The sequence below is a fragment of the Acinetobacter sp. TG2027 genome (assembly GCF_000302435.1).
Lineage (GTDB): Bacteria > Pseudomonadota > Gammaproteobacteria > Pseudomonadales > Moraxellaceae > Acinetobacter > Acinetobacter pittii.
On sequence record NZ_AMJN01000053.1, the window covers coordinates 177,819 to 204,021 of the forward strand.

30 protein-coding genes are annotated in these 26,203 nt (G+C 37.4%); 26 read left to right on the plus strand and 4 right to left on the minus strand.

Going from position 1 to position 26,203, the window contains the following annotated elements; genetic code table 11:
• Positions 1–15: 15 nt before the first annotated feature.
• From B806_RS0114960 to pyrF, 22 genes are all read left to right on the plus strand, one after another.
• Entirely contained in the window at positions 16–444 is a 429-nt protein-coding gene (locus tag B806_RS0114960; protein ID WP_005069548.1) for a biopolymer transporter ExbD, read from the plus strand.
• Positions 441–2,168 carry a lipid A export permease/ATP-binding protein MsbA gene (msbA, locus tag B806_RS0114965; protein WP_017386824.1) on the plus strand — a complete coding sequence of 576 codons (1,728 nt, stop codon included), beginning with the start codon at positions 441–443 and terminating at the stop codon, positions 2,166–2,168. The genes B806_RS0114960 and msbA overlap by 4 nt, the downstream gene beginning before the upstream one ends.
• Positions 2,169–2,170: 2 nt before the next feature.
• The gene (gene lpxK / locus B806_RS0114970; protein WP_017386825.1) at positions 2,171–3,181 is read left to right on the plus strand and encodes a tetraacyldisaccharide 4'-kinase; all 1,011 of its coding nucleotides are present in this window, start codon (positions 2,171–2,173) and stop codon (positions 3,179–3,181) included.
• Between the two features lie 9 nt (positions 3,182–3,190).
• Entirely contained in the window at positions 3,191–3,952 is a 762-nt protein-coding gene (kdsB, locus tag B806_RS0114975) for a 3-deoxy-manno-octulosonate cytidylyltransferase (RefSeq protein ID WP_017386826.1), read from the plus strand.
• A gap of 13 nt (positions 3,953–3,965) precedes the next feature.
• A complete protein-coding gene (locus tag B806_RS0114980; RefSeq protein WP_017386827.1) occupies positions 3,966–4,946 on the plus strand; it encodes a DNA polymerase III subunit delta' in 981 nt (326 codons plus the stop codon).
• A 10-nt stretch (positions 4,947–4,956) separates the two neighbouring features.
• A complete protein-coding gene (locus tag B806_RS0114985; RefSeq protein WP_002121335.1) occupies positions 4,957–5,298 on the plus strand; it encodes a PilZ domain-containing protein in 342 nt (113 codons plus the stop codon).
• Between the two features lie 17 nt (positions 5,299–5,315).
• Positions 5,316–6,089 carry a TatD family hydrolase gene (locus B806_RS0114990; RefSeq protein WP_017386828.1) on the plus strand — a complete coding sequence of 258 codons (774 nt, stop codon included), beginning with the start codon at positions 5,316–5,318 and terminating at the stop codon, positions 6,087–6,089.
• Positions 6,090–6,125: 36 nt separating this feature from the next.
• Positions 6,126–6,734 carry a TetR/AcrR family transcriptional regulator gene (locus B806_RS0114995; protein ID WP_014206595.1) on the plus strand — a complete coding sequence of 203 codons (609 nt, stop codon included), beginning with the start codon at positions 6,126–6,128 and terminating at the stop codon, positions 6,732–6,734.
• Positions 6,735–6,740: 6 nt separating this feature from the next.
• Positions 6,741–7,295 carry a type II secretion system protein gene (locus tag B806_RS0115000; protein ID WP_002121405.1) on the plus strand — a complete coding sequence of 185 codons (555 nt, stop codon included), beginning with the start codon at positions 6,741–6,743 and terminating at the stop codon, positions 7,293–7,295.
• Complete coding sequence (gene gspI, locus B806_RS0115005) at positions 7,285–7,665, plus strand: type II secretion system minor pseudopilin GspI (protein ID WP_002121425.1); 381 nt, start codon at positions 7,285–7,287, stop codon at positions 7,663–7,665. The genes B806_RS0115000 and gspI overlap by 11 nt, the downstream gene beginning before the upstream one ends.
• The gene (gspJ, locus tag B806_RS0115010; RefSeq protein ID WP_017386829.1) at positions 7,665–8,420 is read left to right on the plus strand and encodes a type II secretion system minor pseudopilin GspJ; all 756 of its coding nucleotides are present in this window, start codon (positions 7,665–7,667) and stop codon (positions 8,418–8,420) included. The genes gspI and gspJ overlap by 1 nt, the downstream gene beginning before the upstream one ends.
• The gene (gene gspK, locus B806_RS0115015) at positions 8,421–9,380 is read left to right on the plus strand and encodes a type II secretion system minor pseudopilin GspK (RefSeq protein ID WP_017386830.1); all 960 of its coding nucleotides are present in this window, start codon (positions 8,421–8,423) and stop codon (positions 9,378–9,380) included. It begins immediately after the preceding gene.
• A 228-nt stretch (positions 9,381–9,608) separates the two neighbouring features.
• A complete protein-coding gene (locus B806_RS0115020; protein WP_017386831.1) occupies positions 9,609–10,205 on the plus strand; it encodes a 6-carboxytetrahydropterin synthase in 597 nt (198 codons plus the stop codon).
• A gap of 53 nt (positions 10,206–10,258) precedes the next feature.
• The gene (gene ung / locus B806_RS0115025; RefSeq protein ID WP_005069527.1) at positions 10,259–10,972 is read left to right on the plus strand and encodes a uracil-DNA glycosylase; all 714 of its coding nucleotides are present in this window, start codon (positions 10,259–10,261) and stop codon (positions 10,970–10,972) included.
• A complete protein-coding gene (locus B806_RS0115030) occupies positions 10,969–12,093 on the plus strand; it encodes an enoyl-CoA hydratase/isomerase family protein (RefSeq protein ID WP_014206599.1) in 1,125 nt (374 codons plus the stop codon). The genes ung and B806_RS0115030 overlap by 4 nt, the downstream gene beginning before the upstream one ends.
• A 5-nt stretch (positions 12,094–12,098) precedes the next feature.
• Positions 12,099–12,602, plus strand: a complete 504-nt coding sequence (tadA, locus tag B806_RS0115035) for a tRNA adenosine(34) deaminase TadA (protein WP_002121378.1) — start codon at positions 12,099–12,101, stop codon at positions 12,600–12,602.
• A 70-nt stretch (positions 12,603–12,672) separates the two neighbouring features.
• Positions 12,673–13,113, plus strand: coding sequence for an SRPBCC family protein (locus B806_RS0115040; RefSeq protein WP_017386832.1), 441 nt, complete (start codon positions 12,673–12,675; stop codon positions 13,111–13,113).
• Positions 13,114–13,123: 10 nt separating this feature from the next.
• Positions 13,124–13,804, plus strand: coding sequence for a (d)CMP kinase (cmk, locus tag B806_RS0115045; RefSeq protein WP_005069521.1), 681 nt, complete (start codon positions 13,124–13,126; stop codon positions 13,802–13,804).
• 111 nt (positions 13,805–13,915) lie between these two features.
• Complete coding sequence (gene rpsA, locus B806_RS0115050) at positions 13,916–15,589, plus strand: 30S ribosomal protein S1 (RefSeq protein WP_002121348.1); 1,674 nt, start codon at positions 13,916–13,918, stop codon at positions 15,587–15,589.
• 156 nt (positions 15,590–15,745) lie between these two features.
• Positions 15,746–16,048 carry an integration host factor subunit beta gene (locus B806_RS0115055; protein WP_002121337.1) on the plus strand — a complete coding sequence of 101 codons (303 nt, stop codon included), beginning with the start codon at positions 15,746–15,748 and terminating at the stop codon, positions 16,046–16,048.
• A 25-nt stretch (positions 16,049–16,073) separates the two neighbouring features.
• Complete coding sequence (locus B806_RS0115060) at positions 16,074–16,439, plus strand: lipopolysaccharide assembly protein LapA domain-containing protein (RefSeq protein ID WP_002121360.1); 366 nt, start codon at positions 16,074–16,076, stop codon at positions 16,437–16,439.
• Between the two features lie 177 nt (positions 16,440–16,616).
• Positions 16,617–17,315 carry an orotidine-5'-phosphate decarboxylase gene (gene pyrF / locus B806_RS0115065; RefSeq protein WP_025466022.1) on the plus strand — a complete coding sequence of 233 codons (699 nt, stop codon included), beginning with the start codon at positions 16,617–16,619 and terminating at the stop codon, positions 17,313–17,315.
• On the opposite strand, the gene B806_RS0115070 is transcribed toward pyrF, so the two are convergent.
• Together B806_RS0115070 and B806_RS0115075 are read right to left on the minus strand one after the other, a co-directional pair.
• Complete coding sequence (locus tag B806_RS0115070; RefSeq protein WP_017386834.1) at positions 17,312–18,223, minus strand: lysine exporter LysO family protein; 912 nt, start codon at positions 18,221–18,223, stop codon at positions 17,312–17,314. The genes pyrF and B806_RS0115070 overlap by 4 nt on opposite strands.
• Positions 18,224–18,269: 46 nt before the next feature.
• Positions 18,270–19,817, minus strand: a complete 1,548-nt coding sequence (locus B806_RS0115075; RefSeq protein WP_079380957.1) for an NAD(P)/FAD-dependent oxidoreductase — start codon at positions 19,815–19,817, stop codon at positions 18,270–18,272.
• A 121-nt stretch (positions 19,818–19,938) separates the two neighbouring features.
• On the opposite strand from B806_RS0115075, the gene B806_RS0115080 reads away from it, so the two are divergent.
• From B806_RS0115080 to B806_RS0115095, 4 genes are all read left to right on the plus strand, one after another.
• Positions 19,939–20,961, plus strand: coding sequence for an AraC family transcriptional regulator (locus B806_RS0115080; protein WP_017386836.1), 1,023 nt, complete (start codon positions 19,939–19,941; stop codon positions 20,959–20,961).
• A 77-nt stretch (positions 20,962–21,038) separates the two neighbouring features.
• Positions 21,039–22,181 (plus strand): cell division protein ZapE, encoded by a 1,143-nt coding sequence (zapE, locus tag B806_RS0115085; protein WP_002117902.1) that lies wholly within the window; start codon positions 21,039–21,041, stop codon positions 22,179–22,181.
• 370 nt (positions 22,182–22,551) lie between these two features.
• The gene (locus B806_RS0115090; protein WP_017403201.1) at positions 22,552–24,717 is read left to right on the plus strand and encodes a malate synthase G; all 2,166 of its coding nucleotides are present in this window, start codon (positions 22,552–22,554) and stop codon (positions 24,715–24,717) included.
• Between the two features lie 99 nt (positions 24,718–24,816).
• Positions 24,817–25,281: a GNAT family N-acetyltransferase gene (locus B806_RS0115095; protein WP_017386839.1), complete on the plus strand. Its 465-nt coding sequence runs from the start codon at positions 24,817–24,819 to the stop codon at positions 25,279–25,281.
• Positions 25,282–25,333: 52 nt separating this feature from the next.
• Here the strand turns inward: B806_RS0115095 and B806_RS0115100 are convergent, their stop codons facing one another.
• Both B806_RS0115100 and B806_RS0115105 read right to left on the minus strand, forming a co-directional pair.
• Positions 25,334–25,747 carry a biopolymer transporter ExbD gene (locus tag B806_RS0115100; protein WP_002117898.1) on the minus strand — a complete coding sequence of 138 codons (414 nt, stop codon included), beginning with the start codon at positions 25,745–25,747 and terminating at the stop codon, positions 25,334–25,336.
• 19 nt (positions 25,748–25,766) lie between these two features.
• Entirely contained in the window at positions 25,767–26,189 is a 423-nt protein-coding gene (locus B806_RS0115105; RefSeq protein WP_002118000.1) for a biopolymer transporter ExbD, read from the minus strand.
• Positions 26,190–26,203: the final 14 nt, after the last annotated feature.

A 26,203-nucleotide genomic window follows, 5' to 3' on the forward strand; every position in this document is an offset into this window, starting at 1 on the left:
TGGGTGAATAACCAGATGAAATTTAAACGTTCTCAGGTTGAAGACATTCATATCAATTTAACGCCTATGATTGACTGTTTGTTGTTCATTTTGGTTTTTTTATTACTATCGACTACTTTTAATCAGCCAAGTCGCCTCAATTTAACGTTACCAGATGCACAAGGTGTTCCACCAAAACAGTACGATCACAAAATTGAAGTCGTGGTAGACTCTTCTGGTCATTATGCTGTAAATGGTCAGGCACTTTCGTCTAAAGAGGTTGCTGATCTGAGTACTGCGATTAAGCAAGTTGCTCAAGAGCGCCGTGATTTTATGTTCATCATTGCTGCGGATGCCAAAGCGTCTCATCAGGATGTAATTCGCGTTATGGATGTAGCAGGACAACTCGGTTTTGTTAACATCAATATTAGTACCAAAGTTCCTTCTAGAGGTTTTTCTGAGTGAATCAAGATTTTAAGGTTTATTTGCGTCTCATAGCCTATTTAAAACCTTATTGGGGCGTGGCCTTATTAGTTCTTATCGGGTTCGGTATTAACTCAGCAACAGAAGTCTCCGTTGCTAAATTGATTAAATTTATTATTGATGCAATCCAAAATGGCAGTAGAGGTGATTTGGATTGGTTCCCATTATTAATCATTTTATTGGTTTTTTTCCGTGGTTTAGGCCTTTTTATGGGAGGTTACTATACTGCGGTGATTTCACGTAGTTTAGTTTTTAGTATTCGCCAAGAGGTTTATGCCAAACTTTTAAGACTACCGGCACAATATTACCTCGATAATTCATCTGGCCATATTACTGCCAAGATTATGTATAACGTTGAGCAGCTAACGGCAGCTTCTTCGGAGTCATTAAGAACCATTGTTAGGGATGGGATGATTACTCTGGGACTGTTAGGCTACCTGTTTTATACCAATTGGCGTCTTACCTTATGTATTTTTGTATTTTTACCTGTAATTGGTGTATTGGTACGTAAAGCTTCAAAACGTATGCGAAAACTCTCATTACAGGTTCAAGATACGATGGGTGACGTGAACCACGTTGTTCAAGAGAGTATCAATGGTAATGCTGTAGTAAAAACTTTTGCTGGTGAAGAGTCTGAACAAGAACGATTCTATAAGTCATCGGAAGAAAACTTAAAACGTGGTTTAAAAATGGTAATTGTACAAAACCTGAATAGCCCTGTGGTTCAGGTAGTAATGGCTTGTGCGATGGCCCTTATTGTATGGTTAGCTTTACGACCACAGATTTTAGGTAATACTAGTGCTGGTGAATTCGTGGCTTACCTTACAGCTGCTGGTCTATTAGCAAAACCAGTAAAAAACCTGACTGATGTTAACGAAAAGTTACAACGTGGTTTGGCGGCAGCTCATTCTGTTTTTGAACTATTAGATTTGCCTGAAGAGCAAAATAATGGTCAGTTGAAACCTAAACTAAATGGTGCGATTCGTTTTGATCATGTGGCATTAAATTATGCTGATGGCGTACAGGCTATTAAAGATTTCTCTTTAGATATTCTCCCTGGTCAAACTGTAGCATTAGTTGGGCGTTCAGGTGCTGGTAAAAGCTCATTAGTTAATATGTTGGTACGTTTCCAAGAAGTATCAAGTGGGCAAATTTACTTAGATGGTTTGCCAATTAATGACATTGATCTTTCTTGTTTGCGTACCCAAATCGCAATGGTAAATCAGCAAGTTGTATTATTTAATCGTACTGTTCGTGAAAACATTGCGTATGGTCAGTTGCAAGGTGCATCAGATGAGGAAATTCATGCCGCTGCAAAAGCTGCATATGCACATGACTTCATTATGAATTTACCAAATGGTTATGATACTGTTTTAGGGGCACAGGGCCTAAACTTATCCGGTGGTCAGCGTCAGCGAATTGCTATTGCTCGAGCAATTTTAAAGAATGCTCCAATATTAATTTTAGATGAAGCTACAAGTGCTCTTGATAATGAATCTGAACATTTTATTCAGCAAGCATTTGATGAAGCGATGCAAGACCGCACTACGATTGTCATTGCTCACCGTTTATCAACAATTGAGAATGCTGACCGTATTGTAGTGATGGATCAAGGACAAATTGTTGAACAAGGTACTCATCAAGAACTCCTCGCAAAACATGGTGCTTATTATCAATTACATCAGCGTAATTTCGAGGATAACTAAGCATGTCATTAGCCCAGCTGATCCAGAATGCATGGAATAAACAATCGAGTTGGTTGATTGTTTTACGTCCATTGTCTTGTTTGTATCGGGCTGGGTTTTTACTAAATCGTAATCTTTATAATTCAGGTTTTAAGCAAGTTTACAAAGCGCCTGTACCTGTGATGGTTATAGGTAATATCACAGTAGGTGGAAGTGGAAAAACTCCCTTGCTAATACAACTGGTGAATTATCTACAGCAGCATAATGTAAAAGTAGGGGTAATTAGTCGGGGATATGGGGGTAATGGTCCTTTTCCAATGCTGGTTACCTCGGGTGCCCAAGTAGCTCAAGCTGGGGATGAGCCAGCATTAATTGTTCAGGCTACAAGTGTACCAATGGCAGTAGGTCCTAATAGGCAGGCCGCAATAGAGTTATTGCTTGAGTCATCAGAAATAGATTTGATTATTAGTGATGATGGGTTGCAGCATTGGGGATTAGATCGACAGATTGAGTGGATTGTACTGGATCAAAATCGTGGTTTAGGGAATAAAAAACTATTACCTGAAGGCTATCTGCGAGAGCCTGTTGAACGTTTAGAAACTGGAACAGTGATTGAGCATACTCATAAACCAGCTACAGAATTAAACATGCATCTCGAGACAGGACAGCCATATTTACTTAACCCTTTATCTAATTCTAAACCAAGCTTTAATCTTGAGAATAATTATCATGCTGTAGTTGGTATTGGTTTTCCTCAACGGTTTTATCAAACACTCAAAGATCTAGGGGTGAAGCAATTCCAAGAACATGCATTTCGCGATCATCATGATTACACAATCAATGATTTAATTTTTAATGATGAGCTGCCACTTATTACAACTGAAAAAGATGCAGTTAAACTATTACCGTTACTTGAAAAACATCCTGAATTTAAACAATCTATTTGGGTAGTTCCTGTTAAAGCTGTCCTGTCTACACAGTGTTATCAGGTTTTAAAAATGCAATTGCAAGAACTTGATATTCAATTATCTTAGGAAGAAAAAATGAAACACATCGTCATTCCAGCACGCTTCTCAAGTTCGCGTTTGCCAGGTAAACCATTGTTGCTTATTCATAACCGTCCTATGATTTTACGTGTAGTGGATCAGGCAAAAAAAGTCGAAGGTTTTGATGATTTGTGCGTGGCAACAGATGACGAACGTATTGCTGAGATCTGCCGTGCAGATGGAATTGATGTAGTTCTTACCAGTGCTGATCATCCTTCAGGTACAGACCGTTTAAGTGAGGTGGCTCGCATTAAGGGTTGGGATGCAGACGATATTATTGTAAATGTTCAAGGTGATGAACCTTTATTGCCAGCTCAACTTGTTCAGCAAGTTGCAGAACTTTTGGTTGATAAACCAAATTGTTCAATGTCTACGTTGTGTGAGCCGATTCATACCTTAGATGAGTTCCAGCGTGACAGTATTGTAAAAGTAGTCATGTCTAAACAAAATGAAGCTTTATATTTTAGCCGGGCTACCATTCCTTATGATCGAGATGGGGTTAAGCATGATGAACCGACTTTACATTCACAAGCATTTCGTCATTTAGGTTTATATGCTTATCGAGTGAACTTATTACAAGAATACGTAACATGGGATATGGGGAAGCTTGAAAAGTTGGAGAGCCTTGAACAATTACGTGTTTTGGAAAATGGTCATCGAATTGCAATTGCGGTAGCCGAAGCAAATTTACCACCCGGTGTGGACACACAAGCTGATCTTGATCGCTTAAATAACATGCCTGTTGAATCTTTTGAATAAGCGTTAATTTTTAATGAATCCGAATGTAACTTCAAAGGTCTATCCTTGGCAGCAAACAACATGGGACACCTTGACTACAAGGTTTCCCAATATTGGACATGGTCTATTGTTTTACGGCAAGCAAGGTTGTGGAAAACATGCTTTTGCTAAGCAGTTTTTGGCATGGGTACTTTGTTTAAATAAGCAGCCGCAGGGCCCTTGTGGTGAATGTAGTAGTTGCCAATGGTTAAAATCAGATACTCATCCCAACTATGTTCATATCACAACGGATGAAGAAAATAAAAAACAGAATGCAAAAATTAAAATAGAAAAGATTCGTGACTTACTACCTTTCGTACAACAAACGGGGGAAGGTTGGCGCGTTATTGTGATTGAGCCTGCAGAAGCACTTAATTTGGCTTCTTCAAATGCTTTGCTAAAGACTTTAGAAGAACCAGGTGAGCGTGTTGTTTTAATTTTATTAGCTGATCACTATCTTAAACTACCGGCCACTATTCGTAGCCGATTGCAACATTTCGCTTTAGATCGTATTTCATATGAGCAAGCTACTTCTTATTTGAATGAGCATTTATCTGAACTTGCGGAAGTGCAGCCTGATTTACTGCTTGGCTTATCTAATGATATGCCTTTACAAGCAATAGAAATTGCTCAAAGTGACTGGTTTGCGAAAAGGCAAGTTTTCTTAAATGATTGGCTTAAAATTGTTGCTCAAAAAAATATGCCTTTATTTTTCTCAGGCAAATGGCAAAAAGAATTAAGTTTTAATGATTTTATAATGCTTTTTGAATACTTGTTGGGTGATTTAATTTGTGTCAAGCTAAACCAACCACAGAAAAATACTGATTTAGATTTTGATCAGTTAAGCCCATATTATGATTTAGAAAGCTTATTTAATATTTATAGTGAATTACAGCAAGCAAAAAAGCTTGTTGAACAAAATGTACAAAGCCAACTTATTATTGATCAATTATTTATAACGTTAATGGATGTTTAAGGGGAAAACTATGCAGCCGCAAATGGGGGGGATTATTCAGGTAAATATTCCTGATAAAGCTACTTTGCAAGCAAGCTATATGGGATATGTGCAAGGTGGAGGCCTATTCGTACCATCAAAACAAAAGGTAAAGATGGGACAAGAAATTTTCATTTTAGCGACTTTGCCTGAGCAGTCTCAAAAAATTCCTCTAACAGGCAAAGTAATCTGGATCTCCCATAAGCAAAGTGGATTTAAACCTCAAGGTTTTGCTATTCAGTTAAGCGGAGATAAGGGAATTTACTATAAAACTGAGGCAGAACGAGTTTTGGCTGGTAGTATGTCTCTAGATCGTCCAAGTTATACGATGTAATTAAATAGGAAAGAAAAGTGTTTGTTGATACGCATTGCCATTTAACGATGTTAGATTTAACGCCTTATAACGGTGATCTGGACCTTGCGCTTGCAGCGGCGCGAGCAGAAGGAGTGTCTAAATTTATGGCGATTTCCGTTGATCTCGATGACCATATTGCACTAGCTGAAATTGCAAATAAACATGCAGATGTTGGCTATACGGTAGGTGTACACCCTTGTGAGGATGTGGACACAATGGCACGTGCAACAACTGAGTATTTGGTTGAATTGGCCCAATCAGAAAAGGTGTGGGCTTTAGGTGAAACTGGACTGGATTATTATCACAGTACAGATTTCATTGAGGAGCAAAAGGCATGTTTTGCAAGACATATCCAAGCTTCAAAAATTGTAAAAAAACCAGTTGTCGTTCATACCCGATCAGCAAAGCATGATACGGTAGATATTATTCGTGCTGAACACTCAACACATGGAATTCTGCATTGTTTTACTGAAGATTGGGAAACGGCTAAAGCTGTGCTGGATTGTGGTTATTACATTTCTTTTTCCGGTATTGTGTCATTTAAGAATGCACAGGATTTGCGCGATGTAGCTAAACAGGTCCCACTAGATCGCCTTTTAATTGAAACAGATAGCCCGTATTTAGCACCTGTCCCATATCGTGGTAAAACAAATGAACCAAAATATGTGCCTTATGTAGCCAAAGCGCTCAGTGATGTATATGATAAATCGGTTGAGGAAATTGCAATGATCACCTCACAAAATTTTGAGAACTTGCTAAAAGTGATTTAGGTTATAGAAACTATATAAGAGAGTAATTGCGTGAAGATGGATCGTCAGGCTCAGTTCCGAGCAAGAGAAGTATTAATATTTCAGGTTGCGGAACAATTATTGCTAGAAAATGGCGAGGCCGGAATGACACTCGATGTCTTGGCTGCTGAGCTTGATTTAGCAAAAGGAACTTTGTACAAACACTTTCAAAGTAAAGATGAGTTGTACATGCTGTTGATTATTCGTAATGAGCGTATGTTACTTGAAATGGTTCAAGATACTGAAAAAGCCTTTCCAGAGCATTTGGCCTTTTTCATGTTGCATCATTTACATCATCCTGAACGAACAGTTTTATTTCATCAAATTGAAGAAAAACTCTCAATCACTGCTCAAGGCGTACATCATCTTTTTCATGAACTTTATCAAGTGCGTAAACAGAGATTGCGAATTATCATTCGCATGACAGACCATTATCTAGAATCTATTCAAAGCAATATGCCTACACGAGATTATCTTGCTTCTATTTGGTCATTAACTCATGGTGCAGCAGCTATTCTCAATTCAAGTTTTTATCAACGGTATTTAGGTTCAAGAGACACTTTAAGAGTGGCTTATATTGATCAGGCTTTAGCCTTACCTAAACAAGCTGTTGAGCAATATGCTTAGGTCGATATGAAATCTCAATCACCACTTAAATCCCAAAAAGGTTTTACTCTCATAGAAGTGATGGTGGTGATTGTTATTATGACGATTATGACCTCTCTAGTTGTACTCAACATAGGTGGGGTTGACCAAAAGAAAGCGATGCAAGCAAGAGAGTTATTTTTGCTTGATATGCATAAGATTGGTAAAGAGTCGCTTGATCAGTCTCGTGTTTTAGCTTTATCTACTCTCAGTGAAACAGATGTTTCACCATTTTCTTATGAATTGTATGAGTATCACGACCAGAGTAAATTACAGGTCCAAGATTTAAAAAATCGCTGGCAGAAATATTCTGAGTTTAATACACGCCAGTTGCCTAAACATGTATCGTTTACAATACAACCTTTAGATGAGCAAAACTATTCAAAAGCTACGAATACCGATTTAATTGGAGGGCAGGCTCCCCAGTTAATCTGGTTCGGTAACGGTGAAGCTAAAACTGTGAAAATACAGTTTTACTTTGAACAAAAACCAATTGGTTCAGAAATACAAATTGATCATTTGGGTAAAATAAATGAAATCTAAAGGCTTTACTCTATTAGAAGTAATGGTTGCTTTAGCAATTTTTGCAGTAGCGGCTGTCGCGTTAACTAAAGTAGCCATGCAATATACTCAATCTACCTCAAATGCAATTCTTAGAACCAAAGCTCAGTTTGTAGCAATGAATGAAATTGCTTTAATGGAGATAAATCAGGAATGGCTTGAAGGTACTCAAAGTAAGCAAGTTACTTCTCAAGGCGAAACATGGCAGATTGACAAATCTGCACAATCTACAATTAGCCCGAATGTTCAGAAAGTTGATTTGCAAATTAGCTTATATGATTCTGATAAGGGCAAAGTTCAAAATGGTATTACTCACTTGGTGTTTTTTAATTATCCAATGAAAGCAAAATAATGATAAAGAATAAATGTTTTCGCTATTCAAGCACCGCTTCACGTCTTGCGGCACGATCGGAGCAGATGATGAGGGGTTACTCCGAGCAAAGCTCTTCGTCTTGCGCTCAGACAAAGCTTCGCTTTGTTAATCCTCGCTCAGGATTTACTTTAGTTGAGCTTTTAGTTTCAATTGCAATTTTTGCTATTTTATCTTTGTTGGGTTGGAAGGTTTTTGACTATTTATTAAAAGTTCGTGATCGTAATACTCAACATGAAGTGCAGCTATTTGAATTACAAGATGCTTATCAACAAGTTTTGCGTGATACATTGCAAATTATACCTTTATCAGCCAATCAAGGCGGGCAATTACGTCCAGCTTTAGAAATTGATAATCAAGTTCTCCGCTTTAGTAAGGCGGGTGTTACTGATCCATTAAAGCAAGGATTATCACCTTTTGAGCGTATCGAATATCGATATGATCCTGATCAAAAAAAGCTTTATCGCCTTAAATATAGTAACTTAAATACTTCAAATAGAGAGCAACCCTTATCAAGTACGCTGTTGAGCCAAGTTGAACAATTTCAAATTATGGTTTTGACACCTCAAGAAGTAATAAAGTGGCCTGAAGTTAATATTGACCCTACAAAACCTGATGAATTTAGGAAGTTGCCAAAAGGAATAAAAATGCAACTCACGGTTGCAGGTGTAAGTTATGAGTGGATTTATAGCTTAAACCAAGGTGACTTATCGCTCTCCAAACAGGGAGATCAATAAATGTTAATCTATAAAAAAAATCAGCAAGGTGTAGCGTTACTCACAATTTTGATAATGGTTGCTTTGGCTACAATTTTAGCTGCCTCTATCGCAAAGCATCAAACTAATACGATGGAAAATACGGGTTATTTGATGCGTCAAAATCAGTCGTTACTCTATGCAAAAAGTGCAGAAGCTTTTTTTTCTGAATTATTAATTCAAGATGCAAATAATGCTGGTGGCATCGATCATTTAAAGGAAAGCTGGGCTCAGCCAATGCCACCTTTCCCAATAGAAGATGGAGCCGTATCGGGGCGCTTACTAGATGAGTCAGGAAAATTTAATCTAAACAATTTAACGACCAATGAAGGCAAGGTAAACGAAGCTGCTAAAAATTGGTTTGAGCGATTGCTTGTGCGTGTAGGATTGCCAGCAGAGTTAAGTCAAGCAGTTATTGATTGGCAAGATCCAGATGATGAACCAAGCGGCCCTATGGGGGCAGAAAGTAACTATTATGAAGGACTTGACCCTGGCTATTTGGCTTCAAATGCTAAATTTCATCGTATAGAAGAGTTGAAATTGGTAAGAGGTTTTGAAGGCAAGAAATATGATTTAATCGCACCATACATTTCTGCATTACCTGAAAATACAAAAGTGAATGTTAATACCGCATCACCATTAGTATTAGCGAGTATTGATCAAAAATTAGATTTAGGGACTATAGAAAAAGAACTTCAATTACGCCAACAGAATTTAAAGTTCTTTCAAAATATTGATGAATTATGGCAATTGAATGCTTTTTCAGCAGTTGATGCGCAAAAGAAAACTGAAGTTAATAGCCTTTTAGATGTGAAGTCGAACTTTTTTCAAGCACAAATCGAGGTTGTGTTGAATAATAGAAAAAGACAGTTTACAAGTACCTTAATGCGCAGTGATAAGCAGGTTTATGTATATTCTAGAAATATAGTGCCTTTTAACTAATTGAAAAATTATAATTTATTTACTTTAGGTGTTTTTTGAAGTTTGTAATTATAAATTTTTCTCAAGTTAAACGTTAAAGTAAATATAAACTTTCTATATGTTTATATTCAATATTTCTTCATCAGTCTTATCATACTTTTTGCTAATTGTTTCTAATTGAAAAGTGGTGCGAAATTTTCGTCTTTTGCTTTATAATAATGTTCTTAGAAGAAATGATCGATTTGGCACATGTTAATTCGTAAGTTATTTAAGTTTGAAAATGCACATGTTGTACGTAACTGTACATCGGATCGTTGTAAGCGATCAATTCATGGACATAGCTATAAAGTTGAGTTATTGCTTAAAGCTTCGAAATTAGATCATGGGCAAATGGTTTATGATTTTGGACTCCTAAAAGGAGTAATAAAAGACCTATTCGACAGCTTTGATCACGCAATCTGTTTTTGGGAAAAAGATGATTCTCAATATATTGATGCATGTCAGACTTTTAGTGCTCGTTGGATTTCTTTACCTGTTTCACCGTCGGCTGAACAGTTTTCACGTATTTTCTTTTATCTAGCTCAGCAAGTTTTACAATCAACAGTCACTCAAAATGGGGAAGGTGATGTTGAAGTATATTCTGTTATTGTTCATGAGACTGATACTGGATATGCTCAAAGCTTTATTGAAGATATTCAAAACGAACAAATGGGTATTTTAAGTCTTGATGGAATTGTTTTTTCAGAACAAATTCAGATAGAGTGGACAAATCCACAAATGTATGAAGACTTGAAAAAAGGGATTAAATTTAATAATCCTCAAGTTGATTTGCAAGTCGAAGTATAAATCGAATTACTTATTTTATTTGTAGAATTGAAAATTGATCTAGGATGACATTAATGCAATTAACTGAGCAACAGCAAGATAAACTCAGTAAAGTTCAATTAGAAGAAAGTTGGAAAAGATCTTTAGCACCTTTTCTATTAAGTCCTCAGATGGATAGTTTGCGCGATTTCTTATTTCAACAGAAACAAGCTCAGAAAATAATATATCCGCCTAGTAAACAGATCTTTAATGCTTTAAATACCACACCACTGGCTGATGTGAAAGTTGTGATTTTAGGGCAAGACCCATATCACGGGCCAAACCAAGCGAATGGATTAAGTTTCTCTGTTCAAAAAGGTATTGCATTACCACCATCTTTGCGCAATATTTTTCATGAATTACATACAGATTTGGGTATTCCAGCTCCTCGCCATGGTGACTTAACAAAATGGGCTACGCAAGGCGTACTTTTACTGAACAGCGTGCTTACTGTTGAAGCTGGACAGCCAACCTCACATCAAAAGCAAGGTTGGGAAGCATTTACTGATGAAGTTATTGATGTTCTAAATGAACAGAGACAACATATAGTATTTATTTTGTGGGGTGCTTATGCACAGCGCAAAGGACAACGTATAAATAGAGATAAACACTTGGTTTTAACAGCTGCACATCCATCACCTCTTGCTGCAAATAGAGGAGGGTTTTTTGGATGCAAAGTGTTTTCAAAAACAAATCAATATTTGAAACAACATGGCATTGAGCCCATAGACTGGCAATTGGACGCATGATGAACTCTCCCAATGTAAATAACTATCACCCGGACTTGGTGGTTGAAGAAGCAAAAAACGGCTGGCGTATAGTACGTTTGAATCGTCCTAAATCGTTACATGCTTTAGACGAATCAATCGTAACGGCATTATTGCGTGTATTTGAAGATTTCCGTGACGATGAACAGGTTAAAGCAATTTGGTTAGATTCAACTACACCAAAAGCTTTTTGTGCAGGTGGTGATGTTAGAAAATTACGCCAACTTGTTATAAATCAAGAAGTCGATACCGCAAATAAGTTCTTCCAGCAGGAATATGCTTTAGATCTACTTTTACATAATTATGCTAAACCGGTTGTGGTTTGGGGAGAAGGTTATGTAATGGGCGGTGGCTTAGGCTTGTTTATGGCTGCACCATTCCGTTTAGTGACGCCATATTCACGTTTAGCAATGCCTGAAATTAATATTGGTTTATATCCTGACGTTGGTGCGAGCCGTTTCTTGGCAGATCGTGGTCCAATAGGTTTGTTTACGGGTTTAACCGGTTCAATCATGACTGCTGCTGGGGCGTATAGCATCGGTTGGGCAACACATATTTGTGAAGCTCAGCGTGATAATGTTTTGCAAAAAGTTTTAAATATTAATTGGGCTCATTATCCTGCAGGGGATTTCCGAGCAATTGATGATACTTTAAATAGTTTACACCGTCCTGTTGCGGCAGGTCCATTGCAAAACTCACTTGATGTAATTCATAGTGTTTGCCGTGGTTTTAATTTTGAACAAGACTATCAAGCTATTGTTAGCTTACGTGATGCGAGCAGTGATTGGTTACGTCAAGCGAGTGAGAATTTGCAAAAAGGATCTCCTAGTACCGCGGCAATTACTTGGTTACTGTGGCAATGGGGCAAACAAATCCACTCATGGGATGAGGTCTTTGATCTAGAGGCTCAGATTTCTGAGTGGAAAATCCGTCATCCTGACTTTGTGGAAGGTGTTCGCGCACGCTTAGTTGATAAAGATTTATCACCTGAATGGAAACCATGTGACGATCTAAGCTTGAGAGGTATATTGGCTGATTGTCCACCAGTAACTTCAATTGATAGCTGGAATGCCTTACTTAGACAACACGGTGTGATCACCTAAAGTAAATGACTGAATATAGTGATGAATACTGGATGCAGCTTGCTTACGAGCAAGCTGAATTAGCCGCCCAGCAGGGTGAGATACCTGTTGGAGCGGTTTTGGTGAGCCAAAATCGAGTAATTGGATCTGGTTATAATGCTCCAATTACTTTATTAGATCCAACTGCACATGCAGAAATTCAAGCTATCCGTGCAGCGTGTTCCTCTTTAGAAAATTATCGATTACCTGAAGATACGACTTTATATGTCACTCTTGAGCCATGTACTATGTGTGTAGGTGCGCTCGTACATGCAAGAATTAAACATGTGGTTTTTGGTACGCCAGAACCTAAAGCAGGCTCTTTGGTGAGTGCGCGTCAGTTATTACAGCAAGGCTATTATAATCATAGATTTACATTTCAGAATGGCTGTCTACAAGAAAAATGTGCACAACAGCTTAGCCATTTTTTTAAACAAAGACGTGAGCAAAAGAAACAAGAGAAACAACAAAAAACGTCCTTAAATGATTAAAAATTAACATACTCTTATGGCAAACTAACGCGGTTTTAATGTCATGATTCTATTTAATAAGGACGATCCAATGCGTAATGTAATTACCGTAGAAAAAGAATTTAATGCTCCTCTTACTGATGTATTTAATTTGCTCTCTAAGCATTCAACTTACAATACTGCTTTTGCGCCTTTACAAGTTGTTCGTGTTAAAGACTCCGTAGATTCTAAAAGACCTGATGGACTAGGCTCAATTCGACGTATGGGATTTGGTCCAATTAAGCCACTTAAAGAAGAAATTACATTGTTGGAAGAAAATAAAAGTATTGAGTATAAATTAATAGACAATCCTTTGATTAAACACCATTTAGGTAGAATCGAGTTTTCTGAGATTACCCCATACATTACTTTAGTTACATACCGCATCGAGTTAACGGCAAAAGCGCCAGTGGTCAGTAAATTAATCCTTGCACAGCTAAAACTAGCCATTACACTAGGCTTTTCGAGATTAGCTAAAGCATTTGCTTCTTAGTGAGAGTTCAATGACAGTTCAAATTATTACTATTGATGGTCCGAGTGGTTCGGGTAAAGGAACATTGGCTGCAAAACTTGCAGCACATTATCAATATCATTTACTTGATTCGGGTGCCTTATATCGTTTGTTAGGGTTGTCATTACATAAACACGATTTATTAGAGAAATTAGACAGTCAGCTTGATGAATGTATTCAATATGCACGTCAACTGGACATTAAATTTGAAACGTCTACCTCAGGGATTTTGGTCTTCTTGGATGGCGAAGATGTATCTCAAACAATCCGTACAGAGCGAGTTGGTGAGTACGCTTCAAAAGTTGCAGTGGTTCCAGAGCTTAGACAAGCACTATTTGAAAGACAAAGAGCTTTTGCGCAAAGTCCTGGTTTAGTTGCAGATGGCCGCGATATGGCAACATCTATCTTTCCAGAAGCCAATGCCAAAATTTATCTGACAGCTTCGGCTGAGTCACGCGCTGAGCGAAGAGTAAAACAGTTGCAGGGTATGGGGCTAGATGCTAAAATAAACGACATTTTAGCTAATATACAGGCACGAGACAAAAGAGATATGGAGCGAGAAGTTGCTCCGCTCAAGCCAGCCAAAGATGCTTATATCATTGATAGTTCGGAATTAACGATCGATCAGGTATTTAAGTTGATGGTTGATTATGTCGATAGCCGTACCATTTAGCAAATAGAATTATCAGTTGACGCATAGCTTGATCAGTCTATAAAGACTATGTTGATACTTAACTAAACCGGCCTTGTCTGATCCAAGACCGCTGAATTTATCAGGTATATCATGACCGAATCTTTTGCAGCCCTCTTTGAAGAAAGTGAATTAAACCTCAACGTTGAAAAGGGTGCAGTCATCCAAGGTGTTGTTGTAAACATCGATAGCGACTGGGTAACTGTTGACACTGGCCTAAAGTCTGAAGGCATTGTTGACCGTGCTGAATTTTTAAATGAACAACGTGAACTTGAAGTTCAGGTTGGTGATACTGTTGACGTAGTTGTTGAAGCTCTTGACAACGGTATGGGTCAAACAGTTTTATCACGTGAAAAAGCTAAGCGTGCTGAAACTTGGACTAAACTTGAAAAAATCTTTGAAGATGGCGAAATCGTTACTGGTGTTATCTCTGGTAAAGTTAAAGGCGGTTTCACTGTTGACATCGGTCCTGTTCGTGCATTCTTACCAGGTTCATTAGTTGACACTCGTCCTATCCGTGACACTACTCACCTTGAAGGTAAAGAGTTAGAGTTCAAAGTAATTAAACTTGATGCTAAACGTAATAACGTTGTTGTATCTCGTCGTGCTGTTATGGAAGCTGAATCTTCTGCTGACCGTGAAGCATTACTTGCTCAACTTGAAGAAGGTCAAACAGTTACAGGTACAATCAAAAACCTTACTGATTACGGTGCATTCGTTGATCTTGGCGGTATTGATGGTCTTCTACATATCACAGATATGGCTTGGAAGCGTATCAAGCACCCTTCAGAAGTTGTTGAAGTTGGTCAAGAAGTTACTGTTAAAGTACTTAAATTTGACCGTGAACGTAACCGCGTATCTTTAGGCCTTAAACAATTAGGCGAAGATCCATGGTTAGCGATCATGAGCCGTTACCCTAAAGGTTCTATCGTTAAAGCTCGCGTAACTAACTTAACTGACTACGGTTGTTTCGCTGAAATCGCTGAAGGCGTTGAAGGTTTAGTTCACGTTTCTGAAATGGACCACACTAACAAAAACATCCACCCATCTAAAGTTGTTCAGATTGGTGATGAAGTTGATGTTATGGTTCTTGAAGTTGATGAAGAACGTCGTCGTATTAGCCTTGGTATCAAACAAACTCGTGCTAACCCATGGGAAGAGTTTGCTAAAGCTCATGAGAAAGGCGAAAAAGTATCTGGTACTATCAAGTCTATCACTGACTTTGGTATCTTCATTGGCTTGAATGGCGGTATCGACGGTTTAGTACACTTGTCTGATATTTCTTGGAACGAGCAAGGTGAAGAAGCTATTCGTCGTTACAAGAAAGGTGACACTGTTGAAGCTGTTATCTTGTCTGTAGACGCTGAAGGTAACCGTATCAGCCTTGGTATCAAGCAATTGAACAGCGATCCGTTCAATGACTTCTTAGCTGCTAACGAACGTGGTGCTTTAGTTAAAGGTACTGTAACTGCAGTTGATGCTCGTGGCGCAACTGTTAAGTTAGCTGACGAAGTTGAAGCAACTCTTAAAGCTTCTGAAATCAACCGTGACCGCGTAGAAGATGCGACTAAATTCTTAGAAGTTGGTCAAGAAGTTGAAGCGAAGATCATCAACGTTGATCGTAAATCTCGCTCTATCAACTTGTCTATCAAAGCGAAAGACGAAGCTGAAGAGAAAGAAGCAGTTGCTAGCTTACGTACAGCAACTACAAGTCAAGACAATGGTCCTAAGACTATTGGTGACTTGATCAAAGCACAAATGAAGTAATAAGTTAACAAAGTACAGTTTCATGTAACGGAATTGTACTTTTTATACAAATTACTGTAAACGGTAGCCTAGTATTCAACATACTGCGCTACCGTTTTGTATTTAAACAGGTTATTATCGAACGACATAGAGTAGCAATAAATAACGAGGTCGTAGATGACTACTGAAGCTCTTAATAAGTCTGATTTGATTGAACGCATTGCGCTAAAAAACCCACACTTAGCTGAACCTTTGGTGGAAGAGGCGGTTAAAATTATGATTGATCAAATGATAGAAGCCCTATCAACTGATAATCGAATTGAAATCCGTGGTTTTGGTAGCTTTGCTTTACACCACCGTGATCCAAGAGTTGGTCGCAATCCTAAAACAGGAAAATCAGTTGAAGTTGCAGCTAAAGCTGTTCCACATTTTAAACCCGGAAAAGCCCTTCGTGATGCAGTAAACGAATCTGGGAAATAAATAAAATTTATAAGTCGGGGTGCCTATGCGTTATATTTTAATTGCATTGCTTATTGTTGTATTTGGCTATTCTTTAGCACTTGTTTTGCAGAATCCAACAGAACTTTCTGTTGATTTGTTATTTACCCAAGTTCCAGCTATGCGTTTAGGCTTATTATTGCTACTCACATTAGTACTAGGAACAGTGGTCGGTCTTTTACTTGGTGTACAGGTTTTCAGAGTATTCCAAAAAGGTTGGGAAATTAAACGCCTGCGTAAAGATATTGACCATTTAAGAAAAGAACAAATCCAAAGTGCTCAATTAGCAGCGGCTGAAGCAGCTGCAAATGTAAGACATGAAAAAACCGTTGTAGATATTTATCCGCAAGATAAAAATTCTACTCCGCTATAATCCCCGTACTACTCTTTATTGATGAGTAAAGAGTAGTATCTCTCTAAATTTTATCTCTTCTTTTATTCTTCTAAATATAAACGCTTTTGTTCTTATCGCTTTAATTTTGGAAAGCAGTTCTCTACATTCCTTTATTCCTTCATGAGTTGTCTATTATAATAACGCTGATTTTATATGATGGAAGAAAGTCTCTTGAGTATCATTGTTGCGTTAGATGCAAAAAGCCAATATGACGCTTTAAAAATTGTTGAACAGCTTGACCCTGCTTTATGCCGCGTAAAAGTAGGTAAAGAGCTTTTTACTCATGAAGGCCCATCTGTTGTAAAAAAACTGCAAGAACAAAATTTTGAAGTTTTTCTTGATCTTAAATTTCATGATATTCCAAATACTACAGCTCAAGCAGTATGTGCAGCGGCTGATTTAGGTGTATGGATGGTAAATGTTCACGCTTCAGGTGGCCGTAAAATGATGGAAACTTGTGTGGAACGTTTAAAAGCAGGTAACTATCAAACCCAACTTATTGCTGTGACAGTACTCACATCAATGGGTCGTGAAGATTTAAAAGATATTGGTTTAGATGTTGAACCTGTAGAGCATGTAAAGCGCTTGGCTAATTTAACGAAAGAAAGTGGCTTGGATGGGGTGGTTTGTTCAGCTCAAGAAGCTAAGATTCTTCGTGAATTAATTGGGCAAGACTTCTCTCTGGTAACACCAGGAATTCGTCCAGAAGGTTCTAATGCAGACGACCAAAAACGTATTGTAACTCCAAAGCAAGCTATGCTTGATGGCTCTACGCATCTGGTAATTGGTCGACCGATTACTAAAGCAGAAAAGCCAACAGAAATGTTGAAATCTATTCTTGCTTCGATTGCCTAAAAATTTAGGAATAAGCTAATTAATAACGGGGCGAGTAGGCTTAATAATAAGCCGCTCATCATGGCATGTGGTACATAATGTGTACCACATGACTGTTTTACCATTGCTAAGGTAACATCCATGGAGGTTGCACCCGCACTTGAGATAGCAGGGCGTGGAAAACGCCAACCCATGGTATACATTAGAAAAATAGCAACAATTTCTCTAAATAAGTCGGTTAATAAGGCGATTCCACCCAACTCTGCCGAATGTAATTGCGTAAATAAAATCCCCGACATTGAATACCAGCCATAGCCTTGTGCTAAAGCTAAAGTTTCATTAAGTGTAAAATGCTTGTTGAGCAAATAGTAATTCAAAAGGCCTGCTATACATGACCCTATAAAAGCGGCTAAGGGTACAATTAAAATTTTCCAGCTTAACCATGTGCGGTTAAAGTGGGTGAAGGCAAGTTCGATACCAATTAAAAAAATAAAAAGTAATAACAAATACCAGCTATTAAATGCGATATGTGAGGTGAATTGAGTAATGATAGCGCCGAATAAAACACCGACACCTAGTGCAAGAAAAGCCTTCGCAATATTCTTTAAAGCATTTACAAAAAGTTGTAGGGAAATTTTGCCTTTAACACTTTGTTTATCAAAAATTGTATAAGCAAATAAACACGTAAAGAACGAACCAAAAGAAGTGGTAAGAGCAATGATAATAGCGGGTGGGAGTATGGCAGAAGGATTCTCGATTTGATCAAGTGCCAAGGTTAATTCAAAAGCTACACTAGCTAAAAGAATATAAGAAAAATAGGGCAGTATTTTAAATATAAATTGTCGGATATTTAGAGATAGTTTGGGTGCTAGGAAATAACCGAAAGCCAGTGCTAAAAAAATTTGAATGATGAGATAAAAAGATTGCATATAATAGGTAGATTGTTATCAACCTACCTATTATGTCTTGAACATTTTAAACTGCATAGCTTTGTGAGCTTTTATTTAAAAGTAAGTAGTCTTTGGGCTTAACTTTACGTGTTTCTAACCAGTACTTCCATGTGTAAGTTGGCCATAGTGAAAAGTTTCTACCATCGGCAGATTGATACCAACTACTACAGCCACCAGCTTGCCATACGGTTCCTTGCAGCTGCTTTTGGACACGTTCATTAAAGGCGTCTTGAATTTCAGGCTTGATCTCAATTGCTTTTTGACTAGACTCTTCTACTAACTGAATAAGCTGTAAAATGTAATTCACTTGAGATTCAATCATAAAAATAATCGAATTATGACCTAGAACTGTATTAGGGCCTACCAGTTGGAATAGATTGGGAAAGTTTTTAGTCATAATGCCGTAATAGCTTTCAGCACCATCTTTCCATGCTTGTTTTAACTCGATTTGATTACGTCCGATACATGTGAAATGTTTTAAATAAATACGTGGGTCAGTAATAAAACCTGTACCGTAAATTAAACAATCAATAGGTCGTTCTCGACCATCTTTAGTAACAATACTGTTTTCTTTAATCTCTTGAATACTATCAGTTACTAGCTCAACATTTTTTCGGTTAAAGGTAGGAAAGTATTTATTTGAGATAAGAATACGTTTACATCCCATAACGAAGTCAGGTGTGAGTTTTTTTGCTAACTCTTTGTCTTTAACTTGAAAACGGATGAATGCTTCTGCCAATTTTTGGCCATACTTCATGATTTGAGGTTGAACAATGGGTACAACGCGAGATTCATTACTCCAGTAAAGACGACTACGATGAATCTGGCGATAAATATTAGAAGATTTGAATAATGCTTTACTTAAGCTTGAATATTTGCGCTCATCGCGTGGTATTACCCATGCAGCTGTTCTTTGAAATACATAGAGCTGTTTAACATCTTTGGCTATTTCAGGAATATATTGAATTGCGCTACCACCAGTACCAATAGATGCGACTGACTTTCCGTTTAAATCATAGTCATGTTCCCATTTTGAGGAATGAAATACTTTTCCTTTAAATTTTTCAATCCCTTTGATAGGAGGAATTTGTGGGATGTGTAGGGGACCAGATGCAAAAACTACAAATTGAGCTTCTATAGAAGGTTGGTCATTAAAATCTAGAGTCCAGACATGACGTGTTTCATCATATTGGACATGAGTTACGTCATGGTTAAACTTACAGTAATCTTTAATTTTATATTTCTGTGTAATGTCTTGAATATAATTAAAGATCTCTGGTCCCTCAGCATAGCGTTTTGTCCAATCTGTTTTTGGTGCAAAAGACAATGAATACATATGAGATTGAACATCACATGCTGCACCTGGATAACGATTTTCTCGCCAAGTTCCACCGACATCGTTTGATTTTTCTAAAATAACAAAGTTTTGCTGTTGATTTTGTAGTAAACGGATTGCCATTGCTAGGCCACCAAAGCCAGCACCAATAATAGCGATTTTAGTTTTTTGAATAGCATCTTGCTTTGTGTTTAGCATTGGAAACCCTGCATAAGCTGAAAAGAGGATTGCACGCAAGACTAACGTTTTTTAATCAGTTTAAACATGATTGTATCGACGTGAAAATTGATAGATTCGGCAATTAATTTTCTTGCTTCTTTATAGTAAAACATTTCAGTCTAGGGAAATTGATAGAAGAATGAAACGGTCGATACTTGGTTTAATCTATTTAATTCAAGGAATGCGCAATGCTGGCATTGATGTCGACTCACGTTTGGCCGATATAGGTATCAAAGTCGATGCTTTAGACCCGAGTTCCACAATTCATGATCGTCTTGAATGGGACATTCAACAAATAATTAGTAAAAATGTAGAGCCTGAAAAGGGTTTATTTATTGGACAGCATTACGCTTTAGCGGGTTACGGCCCATTGCTTATGCTACTTGTTACAAGTCATGATATTCAAACTGCTTTAAATAAGGGTATAAAATATCAAAAGCTTACGCATTTATTTGGTAGCTTGGCTTTATATGAAACTGATGAGAGGACCATTTTAAATTATTTGCCTGTTGATTTAAAAACGGAAATTGGCCAGTTACGGGCACAATGTGAAATCTCTGGAACTTATAAATTTATTCAAGATATTTATACGATGATGGGATTACAAATGCCTACGATGCGTATAGAACTTCCATTTGAAAAACCTACTGATATAGAAACTTTGTCACACTATTTTGCATATTATGGCGAAGATGTACATTTTAATGGTAAATATGCGGCATTTAGCCTAAGTAAGGATGTACTTGAAATCAAGATTCCTTCTGCCGATATCATCACACATCGTATTTATGAATCAAAATGTATTGCAGAAATAACAAGATTAAATCAACAAGATCATCAAACTCCACATATCATACAATGTGTGCAAGATTATCTTGAACTGCAACAAGGAATTATCCCGAGCATGGCGGAAACAGCTTTTGCATTGAAAATGCCTGAAAGGACATTAAGGCATCAACTGCAACAGCTAAATACGAGTTATAAGCAAATTCGTGAACAAATTATCAAGAATAAGGCATTGAAGCTTATGGAATATAGGGAATACTCAATAGAAGTTGTTGCCGAATTACTCGGCTATTCTGAACCGGCGGCATTTAATCATGCATTTAAACGATGGTTTGGACAGAGTCCTCGACAATATGCAAAAGAGTCATCGTCGTAACTCTTGATGCTAAAAGCTAATGTGGTTGAACAAAATGTTCGCTATACTCTCATCAGTTAAAATTGAAATAAAACGATATGTTAAATTTAAAATCTTCTCATAGTACTGCATTCACACCTTCTTCCCCAGCAGAACGCTATGCTGAGGCTTTAGCTTCAGGTCAATTTATGGCAGATGAAGCGCAAGCACAGGCAGTGCAAGAATTAGATCGCGTATGGAAAGAACTTTTAAACCGTTATAAAGCCTCAAAAAAAGCTTTCCGTCGTTTCCGTCGCCAAACTTCACCTAAAGGTGTATATATGTGGGGCGGAGTAGGCCGTGGAAAAACTTGGCTTATGGATCAATTTTATGAATCTGTGCCATTTCGCCGTAAAACGCGTATGCATTTTCATCATTTCATGCAACATGTTCATAAAGAGCTAAATAAGCTTTCAGGCCAACGTAATCCACTTGAAATCGTAGCTGACCAAATCTATAAAGATGCTGTCGTTATTTGCTTTGATGAATTCTTTGTATCAAACGTAACAGATGCAATGATCTTAAGCGATTTATTCCAAAAATTATTTGTTCGTGGTGTGACATTAATTGCAACATCAAACATTGCACCAGATGGCTTATATAAAAATGGTATTCACCGTGATCGTTTCTTGCCAACCATTGAAATGGTTAAAAAGAACTGTGCTGTTTTAAATGTAGATGCAGGTGTGGACTATCGTTTGCGTGTACTAAAACAAGCTCAATTATTTAAATCGCCATTAACGAATGAAGCACAAAGCTGGATGGCTGAACGTTTTAGTGCTTTAACCCATACACAAGCTCATTCTCAAGAGCCGATTGTGATTAATAATCGTGTTGTCGAAACTTTGGGACATACAGAAGATGTGTTGTGGTGTGAGTTTTCTGAACTCTGCTTTAAACCACGTAGCCCAGCCGATTTTATTGAAATTGCGAATATTTATAATACGGTTCTAGTGAGTAATGTTCCTCATTTGACAGATTTCTTATCTGAAGGTACTCGTCGCTTTATTTATCTAGTCGATGAGTTTTACGATCGAGGTGTGAAATTACTTTTAACGTCTCAAGATAGTATTATTGATATTTATCAAGGTGAAAAGTTAGCATTTGAGATTGAACGTACGCGTTCACGTTTGCTAGAAATGCAATCTGATGAATATTTACATTCTGAACACCGACATATTGATGCTACAAAAACCTCTTAAGTAAAATAGATCTGAAAAGCGCTCTAGATTGAGCGCTTTTTTTTATAACAAAAAATAGATAAATTTAATTAAATAGTGCTTTTTCACGGAGCAAAGTTTGATATAACTAAATACGCTTTAGAAAAACAAGATAGTGAAACTTTTTGTCTGTTAACAAAAAGTCTAGTTTCAGTATCTTTAAATATTGAATAAATTGATGGGAATCCTAGTTAGAATTTTAATATTTCCTTTATAGAAAAATTTATCTTTGTCAATAGTTTTGCAAGGGAAAATGCTTACTATTTAGGAATGTGATATTAGTATTCAGCTTAATTTAAATCGGTATACTAGGATTCTCTTGGTATAAAAAGTAGCAACTTCAGGAAAGACAATGACTGCACGTATTCAAAAAGGCAAGTTAGCGATTGCTAAAGAACTTTACGATTTTATCGAAAATGAAGCTTTACCAGGTTCTGGTTTAGATAGTGAAACTTACTGGAAGAACTTTGAGCAAGTTGTTGTCGATCTTAGCCCAAAAAATAAAGCATTATTGGCTAAGCGTGATGAATTACAAGCAAAAATTGATGAATGGCACCGTAACAACAAATTTGAATTAGGTACTTATAAAGCGTTCTTAACTGAAATTGGTTATTTATTACCAGAAGTTGAAGATTTTCAAATTACTACTGAAAATGTAGATGAAGAAATTGCGTTGTTGGCAGGACCACAGTTAGTTGTACCTGTACGTAATGCACGTTATTGCTTAAATGCAGCAAATGCCCGTTGGGGTTCTTTATATGATGCACTTTACGGCTTCGATGTAATTTCTGAAGAAGGCGGAGCTGAAAAAGGTAAAGGATATAATCCTGTTCGTGGTGCAAAAGTTATTGAGTTCGCTAAGAATTTCTTAAATGAAGTTTTCCCGCTTGCTCAAGGTTCACATGCAGATGCAACAAAATATGCAATTGAGCAAAATAAACTCGTTGTAACTTTGAAAGATGGTTCAAAAACAGGTTTAGCTCATGAGGCTCAGTTTGTTGGTTTCAATGGTGAAGAAGCAAATCCTTCAGAAGTTGTACTTTTAAGTAATGGTCTTCATGTCATTATCGAAATTGATGCAAATAGCCCAATTGGACAAACTGATCCAGCGGGTGTTAAAGATTTAACATTTGAAGCGGCAGTAACCACAATTCAAGATTTGGAAGACTCTGTTGCGGCTGTCGATGCAGAAGAAAAAGTTGAAGGTTACCGTAATTGGTTAGGTTTAATGAAGGGTACACTTCAAGAATCTATTGAAAAGAATGGTAAAACGATTGTTCGTGATCTAAATAAAGATCGCGAAATTAAAAACTTAATTGGTGGTACAACAAAACTTCATGGTCGTTCACTTATGTTACTTCGTAACGTAGGTCACTTAATGACTAACCCAGCTATTTTGGTAGACGGCGAAGAAATTTTTGAAGGTATTATGGATGCATTGGTAACTCCATTGTTATCAATTGCTGATATCCGTAGTACAAACGAAAATAAAAACTCTCGTAAAGGTTCTATGTATATTGTTAAGCCAAAAATGCATGGTCCTGAAGAAGTTGCGTTTGCTGTAGAGTTATTTGAACGTGCTGAACAGGCGATTGGATTACCACCTAAATCGTTAAAAATCGGTATTATGGATGAAGAGCGCCGTACATCTGTAAACTTGAAAAACTGTATTGCTGCTGCTAAAGACCGTACGATCTTTATTAATACTGGCTTTATGGACCGTACGGGTGATGAAATCCATACTTCTATGGAAGCTGCACCTGTTGTTCGTAAAGAAGCGGTTAAAACACAAAAATGGATTGCTGCTTACGAAAACCGTAACGTTGCGATTGGCTTGAAATGTGGTTTACAAGGTAAAGCACAGATTGGTAAAGGTATGTGGCCAAAACCAGATAGCATGAAAGATATGTTAGCAACTAAAGCTGCACATCCAAATGCGGGTGCTTCATGTGCTTGGGTTCCATCTCCAACTGGTGCTGTTCTTCACGCGATGCATTACCATCAAGTAAATGTAAAAGCACGTCAAGATCAGTTAAAAGCTGAAGAAATGTTGTCATTAGATGACCTATTAACACCTCCATTTGCACCTGATACAAATTGGTCAGCGGAAGAGATTAACAATGAACTTGAAAATAATTGCCAAGGTATCTTAGGTTATGTTGTTCGTTGGGTTGACTTAGGTGTAGGTTGTTCGAAAGTTCCTGATATTAACAACGTGGGCTTAATGGAAGACCGTGCAACATTACGTATTTCTTCTCAACACGTTGCTAACTGGTTACGTCACGGTATTGTAACTCGTGAACAAGTTGAAGAAGTGCTTAAACGTATGGCAAAAATTGTTGATGAGCAAAATGCAAATGACCCATTGTATAAACCAATGGCAGCTAACTTTGAAACAAATATTGCTTTCCAAGCAGCTTCTGATCTTATCTTCAAAGGTTGTGAACAGCCTTCTGGTTACACTGAGCCGTTACTTCATGCTGCTCGTTTGAAGTTAAAAGGTTATACAGGTGATTAATTTCATCCTGTTTTGAGAAAAGCCTCTTCGGAGGCTTTTTTTATTTTCGGTATATTTTGTGCTTATAGGAAGGGAATTTATAGCTAAAAGGTTTTGAGATTGATTAACTTAAAAAATCTTAATCGTGAGAATTGGATTCTATGTGCAAAGTTGTCGTTGGATGAATATCAAAAGGACTATGTTGCACCAAATGTATATTCTATTGCTGAGTCTAAAGTGGAAGAACATTACTGTCCACGAGTGATTTGTTCAAATGATAGAGTCATTGGATTCTTAATGTACTGTGTCGAAGTTGACCCACCTGATGAGACATTATTTTGGTTGTTTCGTTTTATGATTGGCAAAGATCATCAAGCCAAAGGTTATGGTACCAAAGCATTGCAAATGGCAATTGATGAAATGGCTGCAAAAGGAGCTAAACGAATTAGAACGATGTATAAATCTTCTAATAACATTGCTGGAAAACTTTATAAGAAAATGGGTTTTATAGAAACTGGAGAATATGATGAGCGTGGAGATATTATTTTAGAGTTGAATATTTCGCTTCAAAAAAACGCTAACTGAAGATTCAAGTTAGCGCAGGAGTTAATAGAGTTAAATATATTGAAAAGCAATATTAGTTACTGCTCACAATTCCAATTTTAGTGACACCTAAACGCTGTGCTGTAGCCATGACCATCGCTACATTCTTATATTCAGCCATCTGGTCTGGTTTGAGTTTGATCTGGTCTTGATCTTTTTTAGCAACAACACCTTGAAATAAAGTCTCTAGCGCCTTTCGGTCAGAAACCTCTTGGTTATTCCAAAATACTTTGCCTACCGCATCAATTCTTACATCAATGACTTCAGGTGGCTTTTCATTTGTTGGTGGCGGTGTGCCATTTGGCAAATTAATATTAATCGCGTTGTTTGGTGCAGGTATGGTAATAATAAACATAATAATGAGTACCAACATGACATCAATAAGAGGTGTCATGTTGACTTCTAACATCACATCGTCATCATTATTTGAACCGACATTCATACCCATAAAATTCTCCTTAAGTTAATTACGGGGAGGCTGGAGGGGTAGTAACAAAAGCAATTTTGCCAATACCAGCTTCTTTGGTCGTACTAATGACCTGATCTATCGCTTCAAAATGGGTAAGCTGATCACCCCGAATATGAACTTCTGGCTGAGGTCTTTTTTGTGCAACTGCTTGAAGTTTTGCCAGTAATATCTCTTTACTAGGCACATAACTTTCGTTCCAGAAAATATCGCCTTTTTTATTTACTGAGAGTTGAATATTCTCAGGTGTGGTTGCATATGGAGTATTTTTTTCTTCTGGTAATTTCACTGGAACCGTATGTGTGACTACCGGAATAGTAATAAGAAAAATAATAAGTAAAACCAACATGACATCAACCAAAGGTGTCGTGTTAATTGTGCCAATCATTTCGTCATCATCTTCAGAACCAACACTCATACCCATAATGTTTGCTCCCG

Excerpts from the sequence above, each read along its gene's own strand:
- B806_RS0114960 (WP_005069548.1), top strand. The coding sequence starts at position 16 with ATGAAATTTAAACGTTCTCAGGTTGAAGACATTCATATCAATTTAACG.
- lpxK (WP_017386825.1), top strand. The coding sequence starts at position 2,171 with ATGTCATTAGCCCAGCTGATCCAGAATGCATGGAATAAACAATCGAGT.
- kdsB (WP_017386826.1), top strand. The coding sequence starts at position 3,191 with ATGAAACACATCGTCATTCCAGCACGCTTCTCAAGTTCGCGTTTGCCA.
- B806_RS0114980 (WP_017386827.1), top strand. The coding sequence starts at position 3,966 with ATGAATCCGAATGTAACTTCAAAGGTCTATCCTTGGCAGCAAACAACA.
- B806_RS0114985 (WP_002121335.1), top strand. The coding sequence starts at position 4,957 with ATGCAGCCGCAAATGGGGGGGATTATTCAGGTAAATATTCCTGATAAA.
- B806_RS0114995 (WP_014206595.1), top strand. The coding sequence starts at position 6,126 with ATGGATCGTCAGGCTCAGTTCCGAGCAAGAGAAGTATTAATATTTCAG.
- B806_RS0115000 (WP_002121405.1), top strand. The coding sequence starts at position 6,741 with ATGAAATCTCAATCACCACTTAAATCCCAAAAAGGTTTTACTCTCATA.
- gspI (WP_002121425.1), top strand. The coding sequence starts at position 7,285 with ATGAAATCTAAAGGCTTTACTCTATTAGAAGTAATGGTTGCTTTAGCA.
- gspJ (WP_017386829.1), top strand. The coding sequence starts at position 7,665 with ATGATAAAGAATAAATGTTTTCGCTATTCAAGCACCGCTTCACGTCTT.
- gspK (WP_017386830.1), top strand. The coding sequence starts at position 8,421 with ATGTTAATCTATAAAAAAAATCAGCAAGGTGTAGCGTTACTCACAATT.
- B806_RS0115020 (WP_017386831.1), top strand. The coding sequence starts at position 9,609 with ATGTTAATTCGTAAGTTATTTAAGTTTGAAAATGCACATGTTGTACGT.
- ung (WP_005069527.1), top strand. The coding sequence starts at position 10,259 with ATGCAATTAACTGAGCAACAGCAAGATAAACTCAGTAAAGTTCAATTA.
- B806_RS0115030 (WP_014206599.1), top strand. The coding sequence starts at position 10,969 with ATGATGAACTCTCCCAATGTAAATAACTATCACCCGGACTTGGTGGTT.
- tadA (WP_002121378.1), top strand. The coding sequence starts at position 12,099 with ATGACTGAATATAGTGATGAATACTGGATGCAGCTTGCTTACGAGCAA.
- B806_RS0115040 (WP_017386832.1), top strand. The coding sequence starts at position 12,673 with ATGCGTAATGTAATTACCGTAGAAAAAGAATTTAATGCTCCTCTTACT.
- cmk (WP_005069521.1), top strand. The coding sequence starts at position 13,124 with ATGACAGTTCAAATTATTACTATTGATGGTCCGAGTGGTTCGGGTAAA.
- rpsA (WP_002121348.1), top strand. The coding sequence starts at position 13,916 with ATGACCGAATCTTTTGCAGCCCTCTTTGAAGAAAGTGAATTAAACCTC.
- B806_RS0115055 (WP_002121337.1), top strand. The coding sequence starts at position 15,746 with ATGACTACTGAAGCTCTTAATAAGTCTGATTTGATTGAACGCATTGCG.
- B806_RS0115060 (WP_002121360.1), top strand. The coding sequence starts at position 16,074 with ATGCGTTATATTTTAATTGCATTGCTTATTGTTGTATTTGGCTATTCT.
- pyrF (WP_025466022.1), top strand. The coding sequence starts at position 16,617 with ATGGAAGAAAGTCTCTTGAGTATCATTGTTGCGTTAGATGCAAAAAGC.
- B806_RS0115070 (WP_017386834.1), bottom strand. The coding sequence starts at position 18,223 with ATGCAATCTTTTTATCTCATCATTCAAATTTTTTTAGCACTGGCTTTC.
- B806_RS0115080 (WP_017386836.1), top strand. The coding sequence starts at position 19,939 with ATGAAACGGTCGATACTTGGTTTAATCTATTTAATTCAAGGAATGCGC.
- zapE (WP_002117902.1), top strand. The coding sequence starts at position 21,039 with ATGTTAAATTTAAAATCTTCTCATAGTACTGCATTCACACCTTCTTCC.
- B806_RS0115090 (WP_017403201.1), top strand. The coding sequence starts at position 22,552 with ATGACTGCACGTATTCAAAAAGGCAAGTTAGCGATTGCTAAAGAACTT.
- B806_RS0115100 (WP_002117898.1), bottom strand. The coding sequence starts at position 25,747 with ATGGGTATGAATGTCGGTTCAAATAATGATGACGATGTGATGTTAGAA.
- B806_RS0115105 (WP_002118000.1), bottom strand. The coding sequence starts at position 26,189 with ATGGGTATGAGTGTTGGTTCTGAAGATGATGACGAAATGATTGGCACA.